This is a genomic window from Enterobacter sp. R-1.6.2 (genome assembly GCF_035064085.1).
GTDB classification, from domain to species: domain Bacteria; phylum Pseudomonadota; class Gammaproteobacteria; order Enterobacterales; family Enterobacteriaceae; genus Enterobacter; species Enterobacter asburiae_B.
The window spans coordinates 360,662-377,569 of record NZ_JASEYI010000003.1 but is presented as its reverse complement, the minus strand read 5'-3'; the positions used below and the strand labels follow the sequence as shown (position 1 = coordinate 377,569).

Genomic DNA, 16,908 nt, shown 5'->3' with positions numbered 1-16,908 from the left:
GGTAAAACTGGACATATCAGGTATCTGTCCGGTACCTGTTCCGACATTCTTCGTTGCCGCTGTTCCCAAACCAAGGTTTGTGAGAGCAGTAGAAATCGCCGCTGCACCATCTGATTTGATATCGGCAAATGGGTTTGCACGGCTCAGTGTCAGTTTTTGAATGGCTTTTAAAACCTGAGTCATATCGTTAATGTCGAGCGCCAATCCTGCTGACTCTACGATATGCGCTAATTCTTCCTGCATGGCGTTAAACGCTGCAGCCCGCAGCCTCGTTGCGGCAATACCACCAGCAACACTTCCATCAGTATATTTGCCATCCTGCGTTGCAGTGGCTTCGACTTGCCCGATTCGGAGCATAGTTAATCCTCACTTAGTGTTAAGCGATAAAATCAGAGGGGGAAATATCAGTTATGAATAATTGAAAATGATGTTCAGATGGGATGGGGCAATTTTGTTGATTGAACACTCCAGTTGTTTATTGCCCCACGATGCGAGCGGATCGCCGCAGTAGGACGCGCCAGCAAGCGAATACTTGATTGTTGTTTGTGGCGCATTTATCCGCCAGGTAAATGGCCACTCGTCACCGTTAAGCGCATCACCGCATACTGACATGCCACTCATAGCGGGGCGGAACTGTGTGATAGTGATGGTATAACCAAGAGCTGCGGCCACCCGGATGTAGTAATCGCGGTTCAGACCGCCGGTGCTGATTAACTTTGCTACCACGGCGCGCTGGCGATCGCTGACGCCACCGGACTCACCAATCGCGCAATCATCTGGCAGCCCCAGAGAGCTTTCCCATTCTGGCAACATTACCGTCGCTGTAGGCGGAAAAGCGCCAGTAATCAGGCTTTGCGCATCGCTGTCAGAACGCTGAAACGAGCTACCCAGTGCCCGTAATACCGCAGCCTGTACCGTTCTTTGCGACCGGGGCCACGCCCTGCCCGTCGGTAGCAGCGCACCAAGCGCACCGGCATAATCATTTTTTGAAAAGAGGCTCATACAAAATTCACCCCGCCAAGCACCGGAATTTCGCCAACAGCAAAGGTGATATTGGTCGTCGGAGAGTTAAGAATATAGCCCGTCGTGCCGCTAACACCGCCGATACTCCCGTTAATATCAGAGAGGTAAACTTTCCCGGAACCATCAGGGTTAGCTTCATCAAAAAACAGCGCCGTCAGCGCGTCTTTTATCCCCTGAACTGTGGTGCTGTCGGCATTTTTGATCCCAGAGATTTCAATATTGATGACTTTCTTGATCGGGGAACATACGAAAACAATGGCAGTGTCTGTCTGCTGCGGATAGATGTGGTCGGCGACAGCGAGCTGGTCTCCGGATGCTTTAACAGCCCCCCAGTCCTCAAGTTGGGATATTCCGTCGGTACCGACCGGAAACCCACCATTGTCATTCCGATCACACATGATATACACGCCAACGGTCCCGGCCCCGTTCAGACGCCGCTTTACCCACGCGCGGGTGACGCCCGAAACCTCAAGCGCCCATTTTTTATAATCGGCGTCGCTTCCACCCTGAGGCGGATTCTGCCATGCCAGCAAGCCACGACTGCGAAAGTCCTCTTCCGTTTCAATATCGGCTCCGCCGGTCGCAGCGGACAGTAACGTTACCTGTGGATCCACGCCAGCAATATTCGCGTCCAGGGTCATTATGGTCCCGGCATCAGCGTTACCGCGCGCGCCTCCCCCCGTTACATCACTGGTAATATCCGGCAGTATGGCCGTCACCGCGACGATACCAAATCCATCTGCCTGAATTTTAAGATCTGCATCCGTCCGGTACTGGTATCCGTCCCCGCGGTTTATGATCGATCCAGCAGGGATAATACTGTCAACACTGCCACTAGCCTGTACCGCAGGCGACTTCGCCGCTGCAGCTGGTTTTCTGAATACCTGCTTAAGGGCCATCCACCCGGCGAGATACTCATCGGTAGAGGTAAACGGGTTTGTCTGCAGGGCAATATAGTCAAGGTAGGCGTAATGCAGATGCCCCATCCCCGCATCCATGTCAGCCAGCACCTTTAGGTTCGCGAAGCGCAGGAGCGCACCAACATCCTCAAGCTCCGCCTGCATAAATTTCCGGTTTCCGTCGCGGAGTTCGCTCAGCGTCGGTCGTTTAAACGGCATATTAACGTTGCTCCCATATCCAGTAAAACCTGAATTCCTGCCAGTCCTTCCCCGGTGCCTGATAGCGGATAATGAGATTGAGCCGGTCAGGCAGGACGATCCTGGCAACAGGAATAACCTCGCTGACAACGCCATCAACCTTTAACCAGTTGAGCGCTTCACTCGAGTATTCCTCCGCTTTTTTTGCTACATCCGGGGTCAGTTTTTTCCGCCGTAGCAGCCACAGCCGGGATCCCAGTTGGGATTCCTCCCCGGAATCCCCCCACCAGCCGCGGCGATCGCTATCCTCATAATCATCGTCAGCGCGCGCCAGCCTGTCAGTAAACAGGCTGTCCAGTATTGCAGTCTGTAAATCGTTCCCCGTGGTGAGTTCGCCCAGCCCTTTCTGCCAGTCAGCAAACATCTCATCCACATTCCAGAATGAAGCGATGTCACTCATGTCACCTGATCCTCTGTTTTTTGGCTGCGGATATTGTCATTGCCACTCTGGGCATTTTTAACCACATGATCATGGTCATTATGTGCATCCCGCAGCTCTTTCAGTGTTCGGGTATTGGTTTCACAGTTATCAACAATGTCACCCGTGCACCTCAGGATCGGGGTATTTGCAAGAATCCCCTGGCTGGCATTGATGGTCACGTTAGTGGCGTTATTGACCTCAACATTCTGGCCCTTTGCATCCAGGAAGATCCCCTTCTCCGTCAGGAGAATATTAAGACCCCACTGGTTATACATGACCGTTTCGCCCGCTTTCAGGCCTGTATGACGGAACCCCTGATGGTTGGAAGCAATTACCACCGCGCTGGAACGATCACCGCCAATAAAAGCCAGAACCACGTCAGTCCCTGATGGCAGACCGGATGAAAAGCCAAATTCTGCCATCCGCGGTGCGCTGGCCACCTCCAGCGGAGTCTGGTACTGGATTGACTGCACCACCCCACCATCTTTCATAGCCGTGATCCGGCCAATCCCCAGCATGCCGGCGATCCTTGTCGCTGCATGTTTAAATAGTTGCTTCATGTATTGAATCCCGCCAGGTTCTGGTAGAAGGCATATGGCTGAACGGCGAATGCTTCAGGCGGCATCAGCGTCATGCGTGCATGGGTGCCGTAGTCATCGCGCATATAGGTGACTTCTGCCAGTAGCAATTCAGTCTCCGGCAACCGTAAGGTGGGAAGATCAACGGGGATCAATGTGTTTGGTTCCCACAGTTTCCCGTCTTTATCCCGCCACGAATCGATGGTTACCGAGAGCTGTTTTGAACGTCCGTACCGCCGGTTCATTTCCCAGTCGATCGCACTTTGTGCCTGTTGAGTAGCCATCAGGGTACTTTCCACAATCGATATATGTTTCCGGTACCGCATGCGGGCGGCCTCCGGATCTCTCGCCGTCGCCAGAGTCACAGCGTCATAGGCCGTATCAGGCGAATACCCTGCAATTGGAGAAACGCTCATTGATACACCGACATAGTCTGAAAACCTGTCTGCCATCGATTTGCGGTAGTACGCCTGTTCGACATTTACCCCTTCGGCTATTCCGCTCGCTGCACGGCGTGTTCCCACCCGAGTCAGTAACAGGTTTCCATCGGGCTGATCGTAGTAAAGCAGAGCTGACCATCTGGCCACCCGATCGATGACTTCTTGCGGAGACTCACCCCAGTTCAGAGTGAATTTGGGTACCTTCACAAGTTCATCAACATCCGTGGTTACGGTGATGCCGTAGTAGGATGCCAGGCGAGAAGCAATTTCAAGCGCATTACTGGCATTAATGACGTTGTTAGGCCACTCAGCTGAGCAATCCACCAAGTCCTGACATTTGCTCCTGCCCGTGGCGCGGACCTCATGGCGGGAGCGCGATAGTGCGGGTTCCCAGTCATCAACATATCCCGTCAGTGTCAGATCATCTCCGATACGAACTTCACAGGACATTCCCTCTTCAACGAGTTGACGATCTTCGTTGCCAGGGAAGTAATCCATTAGCCCAAGATCGAAATCAGATGGAAAACGCTCAATACCCCGCGTTACCCGGACAGAATCCCACCCATCGATGATTTTGCCGTCGACCGTCAAAGAAACAACATCCAGATCGCTGTCTGCATTCATTGCCTCAGTACCTTCATGGTTGTCGGCATAAACGCCGGATGCGGTACGCGCGCTTCCTGCACCAGTTCATCTGCACGGGTGGCATCCTGGTATAATCGGTTTGCCAGCGTCAGCGCCGGAAGCGGCTGAGCGGTAGTAACCTGCAGAAGCTCGCTCAGACCAGAAGCACGCTCACTCATCGTAGAAAGGAATGCCGATCTGACGGCGAGAAGCGCGTTATACATATCATCGTCAGCGCGGTCTCCAGCCAGAACCAGCGCCGTATCAAGTTGCACAGAAACTCGTTGAGTTAACTCTTCTGCCTCGTCTGTACTGGCAGGTCTGGAGTCCGCAGCGGCACTGGTCATGGCACCAGTACATAGCACAACAATCAGCGTGTTCATGGTCGCCGAAATCGCTTTGCTGCTGTCGGACTGCTGGTACTCCGTGCTGATTGAATTAGCCAGTTTTTCCAGCGCAGTGATTCGGTCATTAACGCTGCCGGCGCTGTTAAGAATTGCGTTTACCACGTCGGCGACGCCCTGGACAAACTCATCAGGCGTGTTGGAGCGGCTAAGCTGGCTCGACATGTCGGTAACATTTTTCCGGTCCATTACCGACTGGGCTGTTACCTTGTCAGCCAGTGCTCTCTCATCATCCACATCAGCAACTGACGATTTGCCAGCAACAGCAGAGGAACTACCGCCCACAGAGCCTTTACTGTAACGTCCGTACCGGGTATTCCCGAACGTGGACTTCAGGACATTACTGAGATTCGTTACCTGGCTGATGGTATTGTTGACCATGTTAGTCCAGAACGTGACCGTGCCTCTGATGGTGTTTATAGCCTGTGTGACACCGCGGATTTCACTTTTAACCCTGGCAATCGTACTCAGCACAGCAGTGCTTACCAGTTTCAGATAGTTTGTTTTCACCGTAGCGCCTGCAACGGTACTGCCCGTGACGGCAAACACTTTAAGCCCTGATTCAATTGCCATCAGAGTAAATTCAAATACTCGCCCGTTCTCCATCGACCCGGAAATACGCAAACCATTTTCAGGGATGGAAACCGTTAATTCGCCCAGTGTCGGATGGACAAGCGTACCGCTACCTTTTTGTTCACAGGCTTCAATCAGTGACTGGCGCTGTGTGATTGCATCGCCGCCGCCGTAAACCTGGCTGTTCTGGATCAAGAAACCGCGAATAACAAATCGCCGTGTTGCCCGCCCGATATCCTCTATCCAGGCTGTATCACGGTAGGGATATTCATGTACCGCCTGGCGTCGACCGTGGCTACCTTCCTCAGCAACAATTGCAAATGGCACGCCTCTGAATGAGCTGGGCCGTAACTGCCCCTGCCAGTCATCGCTGGCATCTCCCCCCAAAAGAGAAGTTATTGCATCCTGAATAATTGACGGCATCGCGCCTCCAGAAAGAATAAGCCCGCGTATAAACGCGGGCTTATATTGAAATTTAATATTGTCGTTTAGGTTAGAGGTTATCAGTACACAACTTATTCGCTATTGCATAAGCTTGTTTGAAACCGTTTAATGAAAAATACATATTAGATGAACCTTTCACTCTTTTGTCACCACTAGAAGGGATCCAGACAGCAAGATTCCCATTACCTGGCGAACTCATTAGTTTCTGAACTGTTAACTGTTGGAATTTGAAAAATGCAAATTGATCATTTTTTTGCATACTCGTGTCGACCACCTCCACATCCTCTTTCCCTCCAGGGATTTTGAATGCCATAGGGACCTTGCCTCCATCAAGAGCATCATTATACCCCCCCATAAACATAACTATTTCAGCGGTTGTAGGCTTACAACTCTGTGGAGGCGTAAAATAAAAGCTAAGATATGTTTCTTTGAGGTTTTTATTTATGGCCTCTGTCGCCATCTTATAAACAAGCTGTTTGTCAGCAGCGAACTCAACAACAACCCAATCACCAGCCTGATAAGATTTAACTGCCTTATTGCTAAAATCATCCGAGTATGAGCGGAAAGGCAATGAACAAAATAACAGAGTAAAAATAAAAACAGAGAGCTTTGACATATATAACCCATCCAATATGAAATATTATCGTGCTCTATAATACCGCCTTAGTACGGCATTGGAAGCGTTATCCTCCCGCCGTTCTGTGTACTGTATTCTTTTCTGCCCCCCTTACTGTCAACCATGGTGATTTCAAGCTTCAGCTTTTGATCTTCGACAGCGCTTTTAAATGAGCTGGTGAGTTTATCGGCCAAAGCCTGATTTTGTTCTGTGCCAGGCTGTGGGGGCTGGATAATTCCCGTACCAGTCGACTTACTTTTAACCTCGCCATCAGGAGAAGCCGATTCTTCACCAGGTTGAACTGGAAGGTTAATACCCATAGCTGTTGATTGCTCATTAGCATGATTTTCAGGGATAGCATCGCGGGTCAGAGGTTCTTCATTAATGATTTTCTGATAGTGCCCAAGAACCGCCCCAGGATAAGCCCGGTTCTGCGGCCCCCAGCGACTTGTATCATAACCCCCGTTGTAATAACGAAGCGCCAGCGGGATATTACCACCAGAACTTTTCAGATTTTCGGCCATGATTTTTGCCCCGGCCATAATATTCTGCCGAGGGTCAGTCCAGTCTGTTACGCCGGTCGAACGGAAATTGGACGGCATAATTTGCATCAATCCTTTCGCACCAGCACTACTGATAGCATTGGGATTTCCACCAGATTCCTGAGTCATAATGGCTTTCAGTAGACGGGGATCAACACCGTATTGCTGTCCAGCTTCATTCAGCAAGTCATCGTACTGGCCATTCTGGCGGTAAGGCACATATTTGCTTCCGGCAGCACGTGGGCCCGTTACTGCAGCCATATCATTCTGCAATTGAATCGCAGAATCGGTCGCGCGGTAATTTGCATCGTACCGCTTTCTTACAGCATCAGTCATGAAACCCGCGTCAACCTGCCCACGTTCACTGCGGGGTAAACTGTTATAAAGTTCCTTATCGTTCTGAATGCGCCGTAGTTTCTCAGCATCATTGCTGTTGATAAAACCGAGAGCATGAGACAGCCCAGTAAAATCACCATTAGTGAACAGATCGGTAACACCTTCAAGGCCGTCTTTGACTGAACCATCCGAGAGAATGGTCTTAAGTGCCTTGTTTTTTGAACGTTGCCACAGACCATCCCAGGATGCGCTGAGCTCATTCATCGTGCCGTTCACTTCACTCAATTGCTGATTCAGTGCCGGATCCACAGTCAGACCAAATTCATCCGATTTCGCCAGCAGCTTTTTCATGCGCTCACCGTCACGCATTAGCGCCAGCAATTCGGGCGTCAGCCCAAGTGCATCAGCGGCGGACTTCTGCTGTTCAGGTCGCAAGGTTGGAAAAATTTTTGCGATAGACTCCAGTGTTTTAAGGGTATTTACTGAACCATCGCTGTTTTTTTGGATTTGCGCACCAATTTGCGCCATCGCGGCCATAACCCCCTCGTTTTTACCGCTGGCAGCCTCATTGAATGCTTTGAAAATACCTTCTATTGATGCATTAGCGCTCTCGCTGTCTGCTCCAAGAATACGCATTGCCCCGGAAAGTCGGGTAAAATCGTCAACGCGCATTCCCGCATTTTTTGCCGAGACATCAAGATTATAGGCCTGACGGGATGCCTCCCGAAATCCATAAGCGACCTGTTTCAGTCCGTAGCCGGCAGCACCGGCTAACCCCAGCGCCCCCATCTTCCCCGTGAGCTCCCCCACCATTTTCAGTGGGGGAACCATATCGCCAATAAACTGCACGTTATCCCGCGCGCTCTTCGACATATTCTCGAGGCGAGAAATAAAACCGCTCAGTCCGTCAGCTGTTTCCTGACCGCCTAACTTGAGCCCTTCTTTAGTTTTATCTAGCTTCGGCTCCAGGTCACGGACAGCCTCATTAATGCGGTCTATAGCCTCGCTAACCTGGTCGCTGGCCACCAGCTCAAAATCAAAAGAATTACTCATCGTCTTCAGGTTTCCTAAGCTTGTTTATCCGGGATGCCTGCGCCACCCACCATTTCAGCCGGGCGCGGGTCATTCCCCACGCCCTGTCCTCAGACCAGCGGAAATAGAAGGTGACGTCAGCGGCCATTTCCTGCCAGGTTGTCAGGGCTTCCAGGTCAAAAAACTGAGCAGATACTCCTCACACTTACGGAAGTCGAGAAAATCCATCGGCTGCAGCACGCTTTCACGCGTACCGGAAACCAGCGCAATAAGCAGGCGCATCGCCGCGAGCGACGTTGACGCAGCCTGTTTCTCATAAAACTGCTCCGCCTGGCTTAGCGTTGGCGCTTTCAGCTCCAGTTGCGTATAGGTGGTCTTCTCCGCGGCATCATCCAGCGCTACGGTTAAGGGAATAATTTTGACGCGTTCAATCTCAGCCATCTTAGTTCTCCGTTACGTCGCGGCCTTCCCAGCGAACATCAAATACTGCATCTTCGCTTTCCACTTCCTGGACGTTGACCGTCCAGAGTGAACGCCCAATGATAGTTTTCCCGTTAGCCAACTCGGCGATCACGTTGACGTTCGTCTGCTGGTTAAAGCCCTGCACATTCGTTCCGCCACTGTCACGCAGTCGGGCAGAAATGTATGGCGCCACAGGTTTTTCCTTATATCCGTGCACACCATCCATCCCTGTCAGGGTGGAACGGTTTACGGTGGCAGCCTGGTATTTAAACGAGCCCTCCACCATTACCGTCACACCGTTAACAGTGACATAGGCGGTTCCCGCCAGGCGGTTAGTAGTATCACCTGCCATCGTTTAAGCTCCTGTTGATTCAGCCCGAGTGCGGAACTGATTGAGCAGCGCGAAAATGCGCAACTGGTTCATGAGGGTTCCCGGCCACAGCACATCGACGCGGTTCGGATTTTTGGCGTTCTGCTCGACGATGATGTTTTTTGCGAATGCCTCCGCATCCTGTGCATAACCGTTCCATACCAGAGTCTGGTACTCGGCAATCTGATCGGCCTTGATGATGTTTGGCGTGACGATCGCCGCGCCAGGTGCAAATCGGGTCCCGTCCGCAGCAAGCTTCATGCGGCCAAACTTGCTGGTCACCGCCGTTCGCAGGTAGCGGGTCACAAACATCAGGCTGAACAGCGTCTCCACTTCCAGATAACTATCATCTGCATCGCCATAGCTGTTTTTCTGATAGGTGGTGATCAGGTTTTCAATGCGCACCGTGCCATCGTCATCGACCGTAAATGTCGAAATGCCGCTGTACAGCAGATTGTTACGCTCGGTCAGCTCAAAGCGATCCTGCAGTTCTGGCGCAAGTATCCCCTGAACAGCGAGCGACTGTAGCGGGCGGCCAGGGTCATTACGCAGACTCACCGCCGCTGCGCCGGTGTAAGCTGCAGACCATGCCCAGGAAGGGGACGGCGATTTATTTACGCCCAGCAGGGTCTCATGCTGGTTATTGCGCAGCTCACCTTTGGTACCGAGCTGGGCGTAAGTCCCAGTGGTGGTACCAAAGGAATGGCCATAAAGCTGCTTGTCCCATGCCCAGCGACCGCCTGTATCTGACAGGAACTCCTTCATCACATTCAACGAGGTTGTATCGTCGTAAGGGTTGATGATGAAATCGAATGTCCGATCCTGCAGGTTAGCCAGCGCGCCGGTAATATCCGGAGCCCCGACTCCGTTAGACATAGCAGTAATCGTCAGTTCCAGGCCCGCAGGTGTCGACTCGCCTCCCGGTAAGCCGAGGAAGTTCAGGCGAATGTCGATCCCGTTACCCGTAGCACCAAGGTTCTTCGCGGTCAGGGTTACGGTATCGGTAGCCGCGCTGGCGGTTACAGGTAGCGTGGTTTTTGCGTTAATCGCCGCGGCCAGAGAGGTGGCGATCGCTGCCACCGTATCTGTTGCTACAACGGTCAACTGAATGCGTTCACCAGCAATATAAAGGGAGATCACTCCGGTTGCCGTCGGTGCGCTGCTCACTTTAATGGTGCCGGTTGCAGCCACCATGGAATCGGAGTCTTCCTCCAGCGGCAGGATCCAGACTTCGGCTGCGGTATCATTTTTTTGATACGCCGCCATCATGGCCTGCAGAATTCCCCCTTTTCCGGTCAGCTCACCGACGGTATCCGAAGAGGAAACTCGCTGCGGAATACCTGGGGGGGTTGAGCCGGTACTGAGCATCCCACCGATAAGCAGGGTGCGCTGCGTGGCAGTGGCGTTATTCGCCATTGAGTTATCAAACTCAACGAAGAAAAGCCCTACCCGCAGGTTATCGGGAACACGAGCGAAAGGTACGGTCATTCATTTTCTCCCGTTTTTTTAGGTAAGGATTGTTTCTCTGGCGCGCCCTCATCCTTTTTAGAGAGGATCACGTCCCCATCGCTCAGACGGCGACGCCAGAAAATATTGTCAGGTACTTCCGCACCCTCTTTAGGCAATGGGATGCCCTTGACAGGGCAGCGAACGCTGAGCCCGTTGTTCGGCTTAACAAACATGGATTACTCCTGAAGATTGAGGCTGATACCCGGTTTAACTGTGCCGTCTGGCATGTCGACCGCAATATCCATGCCCTCAAGGGAAACCGACTGGACAGGATAAAAATCTTCCGGCCCCTGGTAATGCTCTATGTCGATCTCGAAAAGAAGCTGCCCCATATGGGCCTCCCCTTCTGAATCAACATTGATGGTTGAACGAACTTCCGCGTATTTCTGAATATTCCGCGTCAGTTCGTAGCTGTTGATCACCGCGCGCTCCACCTGCTCGCGAAGGCTTTCAAGCGCCAGCTCTGCCCGCATGGATCCATCATCCACTGTATCGCCGTCATACTCCTGAACGCGCCCAGTGATCCTGACAGTGGTGAGGGTGGTAAAAGCAGGGGTATTACGCCCCTGTGATTTTTTCTGTTCAAAAGGCGTCTGAACCAACAACACAGGATACATATCTGGTGAAGTTGACCAGTCGCGTGGAGAGAATACGCGGTCGCCCGCGCTGGTTGTCCCGGTTAGTGCAGTGACAACCATTTGCCGTATCGCTGCTGAATTCATCGCGGTTTTACCACATTGAGGACAAGACGAGATCCGCCATGACTGTCGGGTTCGACGTTTGACACAACAAATAACTGATTGATGATGTGACCACCGACCGTCTTTATAAATACCCGGTCAGATACAGCAGGTTGCGATTTACCCAGCTTGCGAAATTCAGCATCGCGCACACCCAGCATCGGGCTGGAGGTGTTAATTTCTGAATCGCCATCAAGGTTTTCAGCAACCTGCGCATAACCACGGTCAAAAATCCCGTTAATTGTAAAAGGAGTACCGTTACGTGGACGGTACTCGTGCTCATCGCCAAAGACATCATGCAGCGGACTCAGAAGATGAGAATCCCAGTCCACGCCCATGTCATTACCCTGTCGTAACTGAAACTGATGGCTGAGAAGCAAGAACTCGCTTACGAAGCACATCAACATCAGCAATAACGCCGGACTGCAGAAGACGCTCAGCATCTTTGCCGGTTACAGGGATGCGCATATTTTCGCGGTACATCTCCCCGTCATGACGAATGCAATTCCCTTTCAACACCACATACTCCTGCGATTCAGTGTCTCCGGATTTTTCGTCACCACCATCGTCATCAACAGACGATTCGGCATCATCTGTTTTGCTCAAAGGCTGTTTTTCCTGGGTGTTATCGCCCGCATTCAGGTCGTCAACGCTCAGGCCGTCTTTGGCAGATCCTTCTGCATTCAGATCATCAGCCAGCCCGGTATTAGGTTGTTTTGCCATATCAGACCACCGTTGCGCAGAGGGATGCATTTACCCGGCTCGGAATAACCAGCGGGGAGGATTGCATCAGGATAAGACGCTGGGCTGGATCTTCTTTCACCCAGGATTTTGGCGCATAAGCCAGCGGACCATAGTTGAAAGCCGGGTCCAGGATAACGCCAAAGGCGCGGGTACCCATCAGATCGGCACCACTCATAATGACAGCGCCATCGGGGATCATAGGCTTCTCGACGTTGTCCAGCGGGTCAATAAACCAGTCGTTATATAACCAGAGGTCAAAGTTACCCCAGCGCCCTTTATAAATTGCGCCCTTCATCACCTGTGGGCCGGCGTTAATCTGGTTACCAAACGGGCTCAGCGCCGGGAATGTAATGGCGTTATCCTTGATGGTGGTATCCAGTCGGAATGCACGCCATGACTTATTCGTAAAGACCAGATCCGTGGCGACAGAGCCGGACTCTTTCAGGAAAGTAGTCTGCCAGATTTCAATGTCATCTGATGGCTGGGTATTGGTAGCGCCTGCTGCAACGGTCAGTGGCCATTTATCCGAGCCGCTAAGAGTGATGGTCAGATCCGAAGCACGCCCGAAATCCACCACCTGAGTTTCATAGCCCTCCCCGGCGACGGTTACGGTCCCGGACACCAGCGCACTGGCCGCCATCCATTCCAGACGACGGTTGATCATGTCAATCTGGTCAGTCATTTCAAACTGAAGGTTCAGCATTTCGCGCTCGGCAGCGGTATATTCCCCGCCAATACGCTCACCAATCTGGCGGCGGATAGGTTTGCGCAGGTCCGGCGCGCGCTTATCTTTGATGTATGCCGGTTTGAAGGTATTGGTCTGGTATTTACGGGATTCGACCAGCTTACCTTCCACCAGCGGGGAGACGAACGGCGCCATACGACGCAGGCCGACATCAACATCAATCGCCACTTCTTCAGTCTCGTAAGTCACGACATTCGGGAAGAAGCGATCGAGCAGCCAGTTCTGACTGGTTTTCAGGTTAGGAACAACCTGCACCAGCACGCTGGTATCAAAAATATTTTCCATATTCAGTCTCTTGATAGTGCCAGCCGCAGCTGGCAAAAAATTTTAAACGAGCCAGCCCCTGCCGGTTAAAGCATTCGTCAGGAGAGCCGCGGGGGAAATCAGGAGGTGGTTACAGGTGCCTGGTCACTGTCTTTCAGGAAGATAGCCAGCGGTCGGAGCGCTTTTTTCAGGTCAGCTGTCGTCCAGGAGTTATCAAAAATAATTCGGTGCTGGTTGAATTCCCCCATCAGATACAGGCCGCCGTTCTGATCGGAAGACGATGCATCAACATCATCAACCAGAATAGCAACGGGTAACTGACTGCCATCTTCAGCCGTTTTCACACATTGCGTGTATTTCCCGCTGGCAGCCACCAGGCCCAGGACCGTACCACGCTTAAAGGCACCGCCCGTAATGATCCCGGTGTCAGTCACCAGCTGGAGCGTGCCAGCGACAAGCTGATCCGGAACAAACAGCGCGCTCTTCATGCCAGGCGCAAACGCATTCTGACCAAACTGATCCATTATTTCTCTCCTCTTGTGGAGTTGTAGAGGCCGGTCATTTTACTTACCAGCGCAGACTTTCCGGTCTCTTTCTGTCCGCTATCCGGATTAAGCCGGACCTGGTGGCTTTCCTGCATACGCTGATCGAGAGAGCGTTTACGGGATGGCTGAGATGCGGCTGCGGCCGGAGCCGAAGAGGCCAGGACATTAATTGCTGCCGCAGAACTCATCCCGGTATTGAAAGCCAGTGACGCGGCCAGCGAAGGATTCGTAGCTGCATGCTTACTGCCGAAAATACGGGCGCAGCGTTTACGCTCAGCAGCGCGTGCATTTTTTACCGCCTTACTCTCTTTGCGATCGTCGTCGCCGTCGTCTTCAGAATCATCATCTTCTGACGCATCCGGATCATCGCCGTCATCTTCAGCATCATCGTCGCGTTCGTCTTCTTCCGCGTCGTCGTCGGGCTCATCATCATCGGCATCATCTTCACGCTCGTCCTCTTCCGCGCGACGGGCTTTCGCTTTTTTGGCTTTTTTATCCTCTTCTTCCTCAGAAGCGGAAGGGCCAAGACCAATGAGGTGAGCAAAACTAAACGTCTTTTTCTTTGCCATTTCAGGCTCCTGTTTTTTCAAGTAAGTTTTTGAACGCAGCGTCAGGAGGACACACCTCATCAGCCAGTCCAATTTCTACGCCATCAGCAGCCATAAAACAGGCGGCCTGGGTACTTTTTATAACCTTTGCGCTAATCCCCCGGTTTCTGGCAACGGTGTTCACAAACAATTCGCCCATGGTGTTAATGTCCTGCTGGATGGCGGCCAGCGCTTCATCTGACAACTCTCTCAGCGGCGAACCTTCAGCCTTGCGGGATCCATAGGTGATGATCGTAACTTTAAGACCGTCATCTTTAATCCGCTGCGTCCAGTCAAGGTGCATGGTGATCACACCCACAGAACCCACTCCGCCGGTGCGCGGAACAGAAATCCGGTCCGCTGCACTGGCAATGGCATACGCAGCGGAATAAGCGCTTTCCGTCAGAATGGCATGGATAGGCTTTTTCCCCCGGGAGCCGTAAATGACATCAACCAGATCGAAGCATCCAGCGACCTCGCCGCCGGGTGAGTCGATATCCAGGCAAATGCCCGAAATGTCGGGATCTTCCATCGCAGTAAGAAACGCCTGACGAATGCCGTCATACCCTGTCATTCCACTGTACGGACGCAGACTGCCCAGTTTTTGCACCAGCGTTCCGCATATCGGGATGACGGCGACACCCAGCACATTGTCATAACCCGGATCACTACGGGATTCACGTCCCCGGTTATCGTCATATCCGTACCAGTCATCCTCCATGGCAAGAGAAGATTCGATTTTACTGATACCAAATCGGTCCATTACGGATGCCATGATGACTTCGGCTTTACTCGGGTGCAGCGCCAGCGGGGTGTTAAATAATCGCTGGGCCAGATGGGGTAGATTCACTTTTCCTCCGGATCGGTAATGGTCTGGCTCGCAAACTGGTCAGCCTGTGCCCAGCTCGGAAGCGGTAATCCGCGTTTAAGACATGACTCAATTTCTCTCTGGCGCTGATCAAGCACTTCTTCCCAGTCTTCACCGACGTTTTCACCCACCTCAATCTCGAGGGTGGAAAGTCCGGCATCCAGACCAAGAATGGCGCCTTTTTTCTCTGCAACCGGATCCACCCAGCCGCGCCCTGGCCCCATCCAGCGCGCGCGGGAATACGCGGCTCTGGCGTCAACAAAATCAGGTGCGCCTGCGGGCAGGGGTAAATCCTCATTGTCGTGAACTTCTTCAACAAAGGCGGTGAGAATGGGCTGAGCGAAGCCGGTAGAAAAATCGTCCCGGCGGCGAGTCAGTGTTTTCCATGCCTCCAGCAACGAGGAGCGTGCAGAACTGTAGTTAACGTCAGACCAGTCCTGGGTGACCTGCTGCGGGGACAACCCTGTTCCTGAAGAAAAATTACGGAGAACAGCAGATTCGAAGACTTCAAAATTGCTGTAGGGCCGCGCCGCGTTAACCGTCGTGATTTTCTCACCAGGATAAAGAATGGGCATTCGGGCACCATTCTGAAGTGTCAGACGCCGATCGTTATGGAACTCAACACGCCCGTCCTGATAAGTGCCTAACTCCGACTCGTCATAGGTCTCGCCCAGGGCAGACTGAACCATCGCAGGGTCATAGGGTGACTCAATGTAAGCGGCGAATATGGCATTAAGAATTGCTGCCTCAAGCTCACTCTGGTCATACTTCACCAGCATTTTCAGACGCTGAATAACCGGAGTCAGGATGCCGTTACCGCGGTGCTGCGCGCCACGCTCATGATCAAAATCGTGAACCACATGCGGGCGGCCCCAGTCAGTTTCACGCGGGATACGCTGCCACGTCATGGTTTTAGCCCCGCTCCACCAGTCACCGATATGGGCCTCCCTGATGTGGTAAGCAACCGGCGCACCGTCCGCATCAATTTCAACGCCACCACGGACATTTGGCATATCGAAATTCTGCTGAGGATTACTGAGGCGGTCAGGATCGACAATCTGTACCGTGGTGGCGTAACGCCCTCTTCCGGGACCAAGCCTGTCAGTTCTGTACTGGAGAATGGCCAGAGCATCCCCGTCAATAAGCTTGTGACGAAATCCCAGGCGTAACATCTGCGACACGGTGAGTTTTCGTTCAACATCACAATACCGGCCAGGATCGTTACTCCAGGTCCGCCAGTGCCCGTCCAGTGCTTTTCCGTACTCTTCCGCCCAGGACGCATCAAACGCCTTGTTTCCGGTGATCATTCTGAGAACACGGTAATCGGGTTTCATGATGGGGCGGAAGTTGGCACCAACCGCATTATCCAGCAGACGTGTGACCGCACCGTTTGCCCAGCCGTCATTACGGACCAGATCGCGTGCGCGGGACACGATGCGATCCCGGTAAATGTTAATTTCATTGTCCGGGGACCACAGCGCGGGTTGCCAGTTCGCCAGTTGATCGCTGAAAGAGTCAGCTGCGTCATAAGGTACGCGGCTCCCCCCCACCAGCATAGAGGGACGCTGCTGTCGCAACGGCTGCCCATCAGAGCCCAGTATCTGTACTTTATTCATCAGAATCTAAACCTCGCTGGTTTCCGGGGACGAGAGATAATCCCCAGTTGCGCCTGCAGAAGTTGAATCAGGGCCAGCAGATCAGCCAGGGTGCTTTGCTGATAGGACACTGATCGCGTCCCGTCTCCCTGCGTATAGGAAAACGAAACACCGTGGCTCCCGGTTGCTAAATCAATGTACGCCTGCTGAGCTTTCGCAAGCGCATCCCTGAGCTGATCGTCAGTCATTGCGCCGGCAAGCAGGCTGGTGTTCCGGTTGAACATGATTT

At 52.6% G+C, this 16,908-nt stretch carries 22 protein-coding genes and 1 pseudogene; all 23 read right to left on the bottom strand.

The features are described from left to right. Window positions 1-357 (bottom strand): annotated as a pseudogene (locus QMN93_RS05620) (hypothetical protein); the annotation flags it as partial. A 51-nt stretch (window positions 358-408) separates the two neighbouring features. Then, entirely contained in the window at window positions 409-1,002 is a 594-nt protein-coding gene (locus tag QMN93_RS05615; RefSeq protein WP_023294058.1) for a YmfQ family protein, read from the bottom strand. Continuing rightward, window positions 999-2,141, bottom strand: a complete 1,143-nt coding sequence (locus tag QMN93_RS05610; protein ID WP_193139730.1) for a baseplate J/gp47 family protein — start codon at window positions 2,139-2,141, stop codon at window positions 999-1,001. Before QMN93_RS05610 ends, QMN93_RS05615 begins: the two co-directional genes overlap by 4 nt. A 1-nt stretch (window position 2,142) precedes the next feature. Further along, window positions 2,143-2,580 (bottom strand): phage GP46 family protein, encoded by a 438-nt coding sequence (locus QMN93_RS05605; RefSeq protein WP_001279799.1) that lies wholly within the window; start codon window positions 2,578-2,580, stop codon window positions 2,143-2,145. Further along, the gene (locus QMN93_RS05600) at window positions 2,577-3,161 is read right to left on the bottom strand and encodes a phage baseplate assembly protein (RefSeq protein ID WP_023568807.1); all 585 of its coding nucleotides are present in this window, start codon (window positions 3,159-3,161) and stop codon (window positions 2,577-2,579) included. Before QMN93_RS05600 ends, QMN93_RS05605 begins: the two co-directional genes overlap by 4 nt. After that, a complete protein-coding gene (locus tag QMN93_RS05595) occupies window positions 3,158-4,243 on the bottom strand; it encodes a phage baseplate assembly protein (RefSeq protein WP_323619158.1) in 1,086 nt (361 codons plus the stop codon). Before QMN93_RS05595 ends, QMN93_RS05600 begins: the two co-directional genes overlap by 4 nt. Continuing rightward, window positions 4,240-5,643, bottom strand: coding sequence for a DNA circularization protein (locus tag QMN93_RS05590; protein WP_193139734.1), 1,404 nt, complete (start codon window positions 5,641-5,643; stop codon window positions 4,240-4,242). Before QMN93_RS05590 ends, QMN93_RS05595 begins: the two co-directional genes overlap by 4 nt. Before the next feature lie 70 nt (window positions 5,644-5,713). Further along, on the bottom strand, window positions 5,714-6,280 hold the full coding sequence (locus QMN93_RS05585; RefSeq protein WP_126287316.1) for a hypothetical protein: 567 nt from the start codon (window positions 6,278-6,280) through the stop codon (window positions 5,714-5,716). A 47-nt stretch (window positions 6,281-6,327) separates the two neighbouring features. Then, window positions 6,328-8,211: a transglycosylase SLT domain-containing protein gene (locus tag QMN93_RS05580; protein ID WP_193139735.1), complete on the bottom strand. Its 1,884-nt coding sequence runs from the start codon at window positions 8,209-8,211 to the stop codon at window positions 6,328-6,330. Beyond that, window positions 8,204-8,338: a hypothetical protein gene (locus QMN93_RS05575; RefSeq protein ID WP_000718562.1), complete on the bottom strand. Its 135-nt coding sequence runs from the start codon at window positions 8,336-8,338 to the stop codon at window positions 8,204-8,206. Before QMN93_RS05575 ends, QMN93_RS05580 begins: the two co-directional genes overlap by 8 nt. A gap of 14 nt (window positions 8,339-8,352) precedes the next feature. Beyond that, on the bottom strand, window positions 8,353-8,631 hold the full coding sequence (locus tag QMN93_RS05570; RefSeq protein ID WP_023294065.1) for a phage tail assembly protein: 279 nt from the start codon (window positions 8,629-8,631) through the stop codon (window positions 8,353-8,355). A gap of 1 nt (window position 8,632) precedes the next feature. After that, window positions 8,633-9,004, bottom strand: a complete 372-nt coding sequence (locus QMN93_RS05565) for a phage tail tube protein (RefSeq protein ID WP_193139737.1) — start codon at window positions 9,002-9,004, stop codon at window positions 8,633-8,635. Window positions 9,005-9,007: 3 nt separating this feature from the next. Then, on the bottom strand, window positions 9,008-10,510 hold the full coding sequence (locus QMN93_RS05560) for a phage tail sheath subtilisin-like domain-containing protein (protein WP_094644870.1): 1,503 nt from the start codon (window positions 10,508-10,510) through the stop codon (window positions 9,008-9,010). Beyond that, the gene (locus tag QMN93_RS05555; protein ID WP_323619161.1) at window positions 10,507-10,704 is read right to left on the bottom strand and encodes a DUF2635 domain-containing protein; all 198 of its coding nucleotides are present in this window, start codon (window positions 10,702-10,704) and stop codon (window positions 10,507-10,509) included. The genes QMN93_RS05560 and QMN93_RS05555 overlap by 4 nt, the downstream gene beginning before the upstream one ends. A gap of 3 nt (window positions 10,705-10,707) precedes the next feature. Then, window positions 10,708-11,253 (bottom strand): ATP-binding protein, encoded by a 546-nt coding sequence (locus QMN93_RS05550; protein ID WP_193139739.1) that lies wholly within the window; start codon window positions 11,251-11,253, stop codon window positions 10,708-10,710. After that, window positions 11,250-11,609: a hypothetical protein gene (locus QMN93_RS05545; protein ID WP_000537794.1), complete on the bottom strand. Its 360-nt coding sequence runs from the start codon at window positions 11,607-11,609 to the stop codon at window positions 11,250-11,252. The genes QMN93_RS05550 and QMN93_RS05545 overlap by 4 nt, the downstream gene beginning before the upstream one ends. 4 nt (window positions 11,610-11,613) lie before the next feature. After that, window positions 11,614-11,994: a hypothetical protein gene (locus tag QMN93_RS05540; protein ID WP_226852655.1), complete on the bottom strand. Its 381-nt coding sequence runs from the start codon at window positions 11,992-11,994 to the stop codon at window positions 11,614-11,616. A 1-nt stretch (window position 11,995) separates the two neighbouring features. Beyond that, on the bottom strand, window positions 11,996-13,045 hold the full coding sequence (locus QMN93_RS05535) for a major capsid protein (RefSeq protein ID WP_000427679.1): 1,050 nt from the start codon (window positions 13,043-13,045) through the stop codon (window positions 11,996-11,998). A gap of 98 nt (window positions 13,046-13,143) precedes the next feature. Further along, window positions 13,144-13,548 (bottom strand): head decoration protein, encoded by a 405-nt coding sequence (locus QMN93_RS05530; protein ID WP_001472189.1) that lies wholly within the window; start codon window positions 13,546-13,548, stop codon window positions 13,144-13,146. After that, on the bottom strand, window positions 13,548-14,138 hold the full coding sequence (locus QMN93_RS05525; RefSeq protein ID WP_193139743.1) for a hypothetical protein: 591 nt from the start codon (window positions 14,136-14,138) through the stop codon (window positions 13,548-13,550). Before QMN93_RS05525 ends, QMN93_RS05530 begins: the two co-directional genes overlap by 1 nt. Before the next feature lies 1 nt (window position 14,139). Further along, complete coding sequence (locus QMN93_RS05520; protein WP_001052909.1) at window positions 14,140-15,006, bottom strand: S49 family peptidase; 867 nt, start codon at window positions 15,004-15,006, stop codon at window positions 14,140-14,142. Beyond that, window positions 15,003-16,640, bottom strand: a complete 1,638-nt coding sequence (locus QMN93_RS05515; RefSeq protein ID WP_001045359.1) for a phage portal protein — start codon at window positions 16,638-16,640, stop codon at window positions 15,003-15,005. The genes QMN93_RS05520 and QMN93_RS05515 overlap by 4 nt, the downstream gene beginning before the upstream one ends. Further along, a complete protein-coding gene (gpW, locus tag QMN93_RS05510; RefSeq protein ID WP_000483309.1) occupies window positions 16,640-16,903 on the bottom strand; it encodes a gpW family head-tail joining protein in 264 nt (87 codons plus the stop codon). Before gpW ends, QMN93_RS05515 begins: the two co-directional genes overlap by 1 nt. Between the last annotated feature and the right edge of the window lie 5 nt (window positions 16,904-16,908).

Bases quoted from the DNA above. Each gene is read 5' to 3' on its own strand.
- QMN93_RS05580 (WP_193139735.1), bottom strand. From the start codon at position 8,211: ATGAGTAATTCTTTTGATTTTGAGCTGGTGGCCAGCGACCAGGTTAGC.
- QMN93_RS05595 (WP_323619158.1), bottom strand. From the start codon at position 4,243: ATGAATGCAGACAGCGATCTGGATGTTGTTTCTTTGACGGTCGACGGC.
- QMN93_RS05590 (WP_193139734.1), bottom strand. From the start codon at position 5,643: ATGCCGTCAATTATTCAGGATGCAATAACTTCTCTTTTGGGGGGAGAT.
- QMN93_RS05515 (WP_001045359.1), bottom strand. From the start codon at position 16,640: ATGAATAAAGTACAGATACTGGGCTCTGATGGGCAGCCGTTGCGACAG.
- QMN93_RS05530 (WP_001472189.1), bottom strand. From the start codon at position 13,548: ATGGATCAGTTTGGTCAGAATGCGTTTGCGCCTGGCATGAAGAGCGCG.
- QMN93_RS05570 (WP_023294065.1), bottom strand. From the start codon at position 8,631: ATGGCTGAGATTGAACGCGTCAAAATTATTCCCTTAACCGTAGCGCTG.
- gpW (WP_000483309.1), bottom strand. From the start codon at position 16,903: ATGTTCAACCGGAACACCAGCCTGCTTGCCGGCGCAATGACTGACGAT.
- QMN93_RS05610 (WP_193139730.1), bottom strand. From the start codon at position 2,141: ATGCCGTTTAAACGACCGACGCTGAGCGAACTCCGCGACGGAAACCGG.
- QMN93_RS05540 (WP_226852655.1), bottom strand. From the start codon at position 11,994: ATGGCAAAACAACCTAATACCGGGCTGGCTGATGATCTGAATGCAGAA.
- QMN93_RS05535 (WP_000427679.1), bottom strand. From the start codon at position 13,045: ATGGAAAATATTTTTGATACCAGCGTGCTGGTGCAGGTTGTTCCTAAC.
- QMN93_RS05550 (WP_193139739.1), bottom strand. From the start codon at position 11,253: ATGAATTCAGCAGCGATACGGCAAATGGTTGTCACTGCACTAACCGGG.
- QMN93_RS05615 (WP_023294058.1), bottom strand. From the start codon at position 1,002: ATGAGCCTCTTTTCAAAAAATGATTATGCCGGTGCGCTTGGTGCGCTG.
- QMN93_RS05565 (WP_193139737.1), bottom strand. From the start codon at position 9,004: ATGGCAGGTGATACTACTAACCGCCTGGCGGGAACCGCCTATGTCACT.
- QMN93_RS05545 (WP_000537794.1), bottom strand. From the start codon at position 11,609: ATGGGCGTGGACTGGGATTCTCATCTTCTGAGTCCGCTGCATGATGTC.
- QMN93_RS05575 (WP_000718562.1), bottom strand. From the start codon at position 8,338: ATGGCCGCTGACGTCACCTTCTATTTCCGCTGGTCTGAGGACAGGGCG.
- QMN93_RS05605 (WP_001279799.1), bottom strand. From the start codon at position 2,580: ATGAGTGACATCGCTTCATTCTGGAATGTGGATGAGATGTTTGCTGAC.
- QMN93_RS05555 (WP_323619161.1), bottom strand. From the start codon at position 10,704: ATGTTTGTTAAGCCGAACAACGGGCTCAGCGTTCGCTGCCCTGTCAAG.
- QMN93_RS05560 (WP_094644870.1), bottom strand. From the start codon at position 10,510: ATGACCGTACCTTTCGCTCGTGTTCCCGATAACCTGCGGGTAGGGCTT.
- QMN93_RS05525 (WP_193139743.1), bottom strand. From the start codon at position 14,138: ATGGCAAAGAAAAAGACGTTTAGTTTTGCTCACCTCATTGGTCTTGGC.
- QMN93_RS05600 (WP_023568807.1), bottom strand. From the start codon at position 3,161: ATGAAGCAACTATTTAAACATGCAGCGACAAGGATCGCCGGCATGCTG.
- QMN93_RS05585 (WP_126287316.1), bottom strand. From the start codon at position 6,280: ATGTCAAAGCTCTCTGTTTTTATTTTTACTCTGTTATTTTGTTCATTG.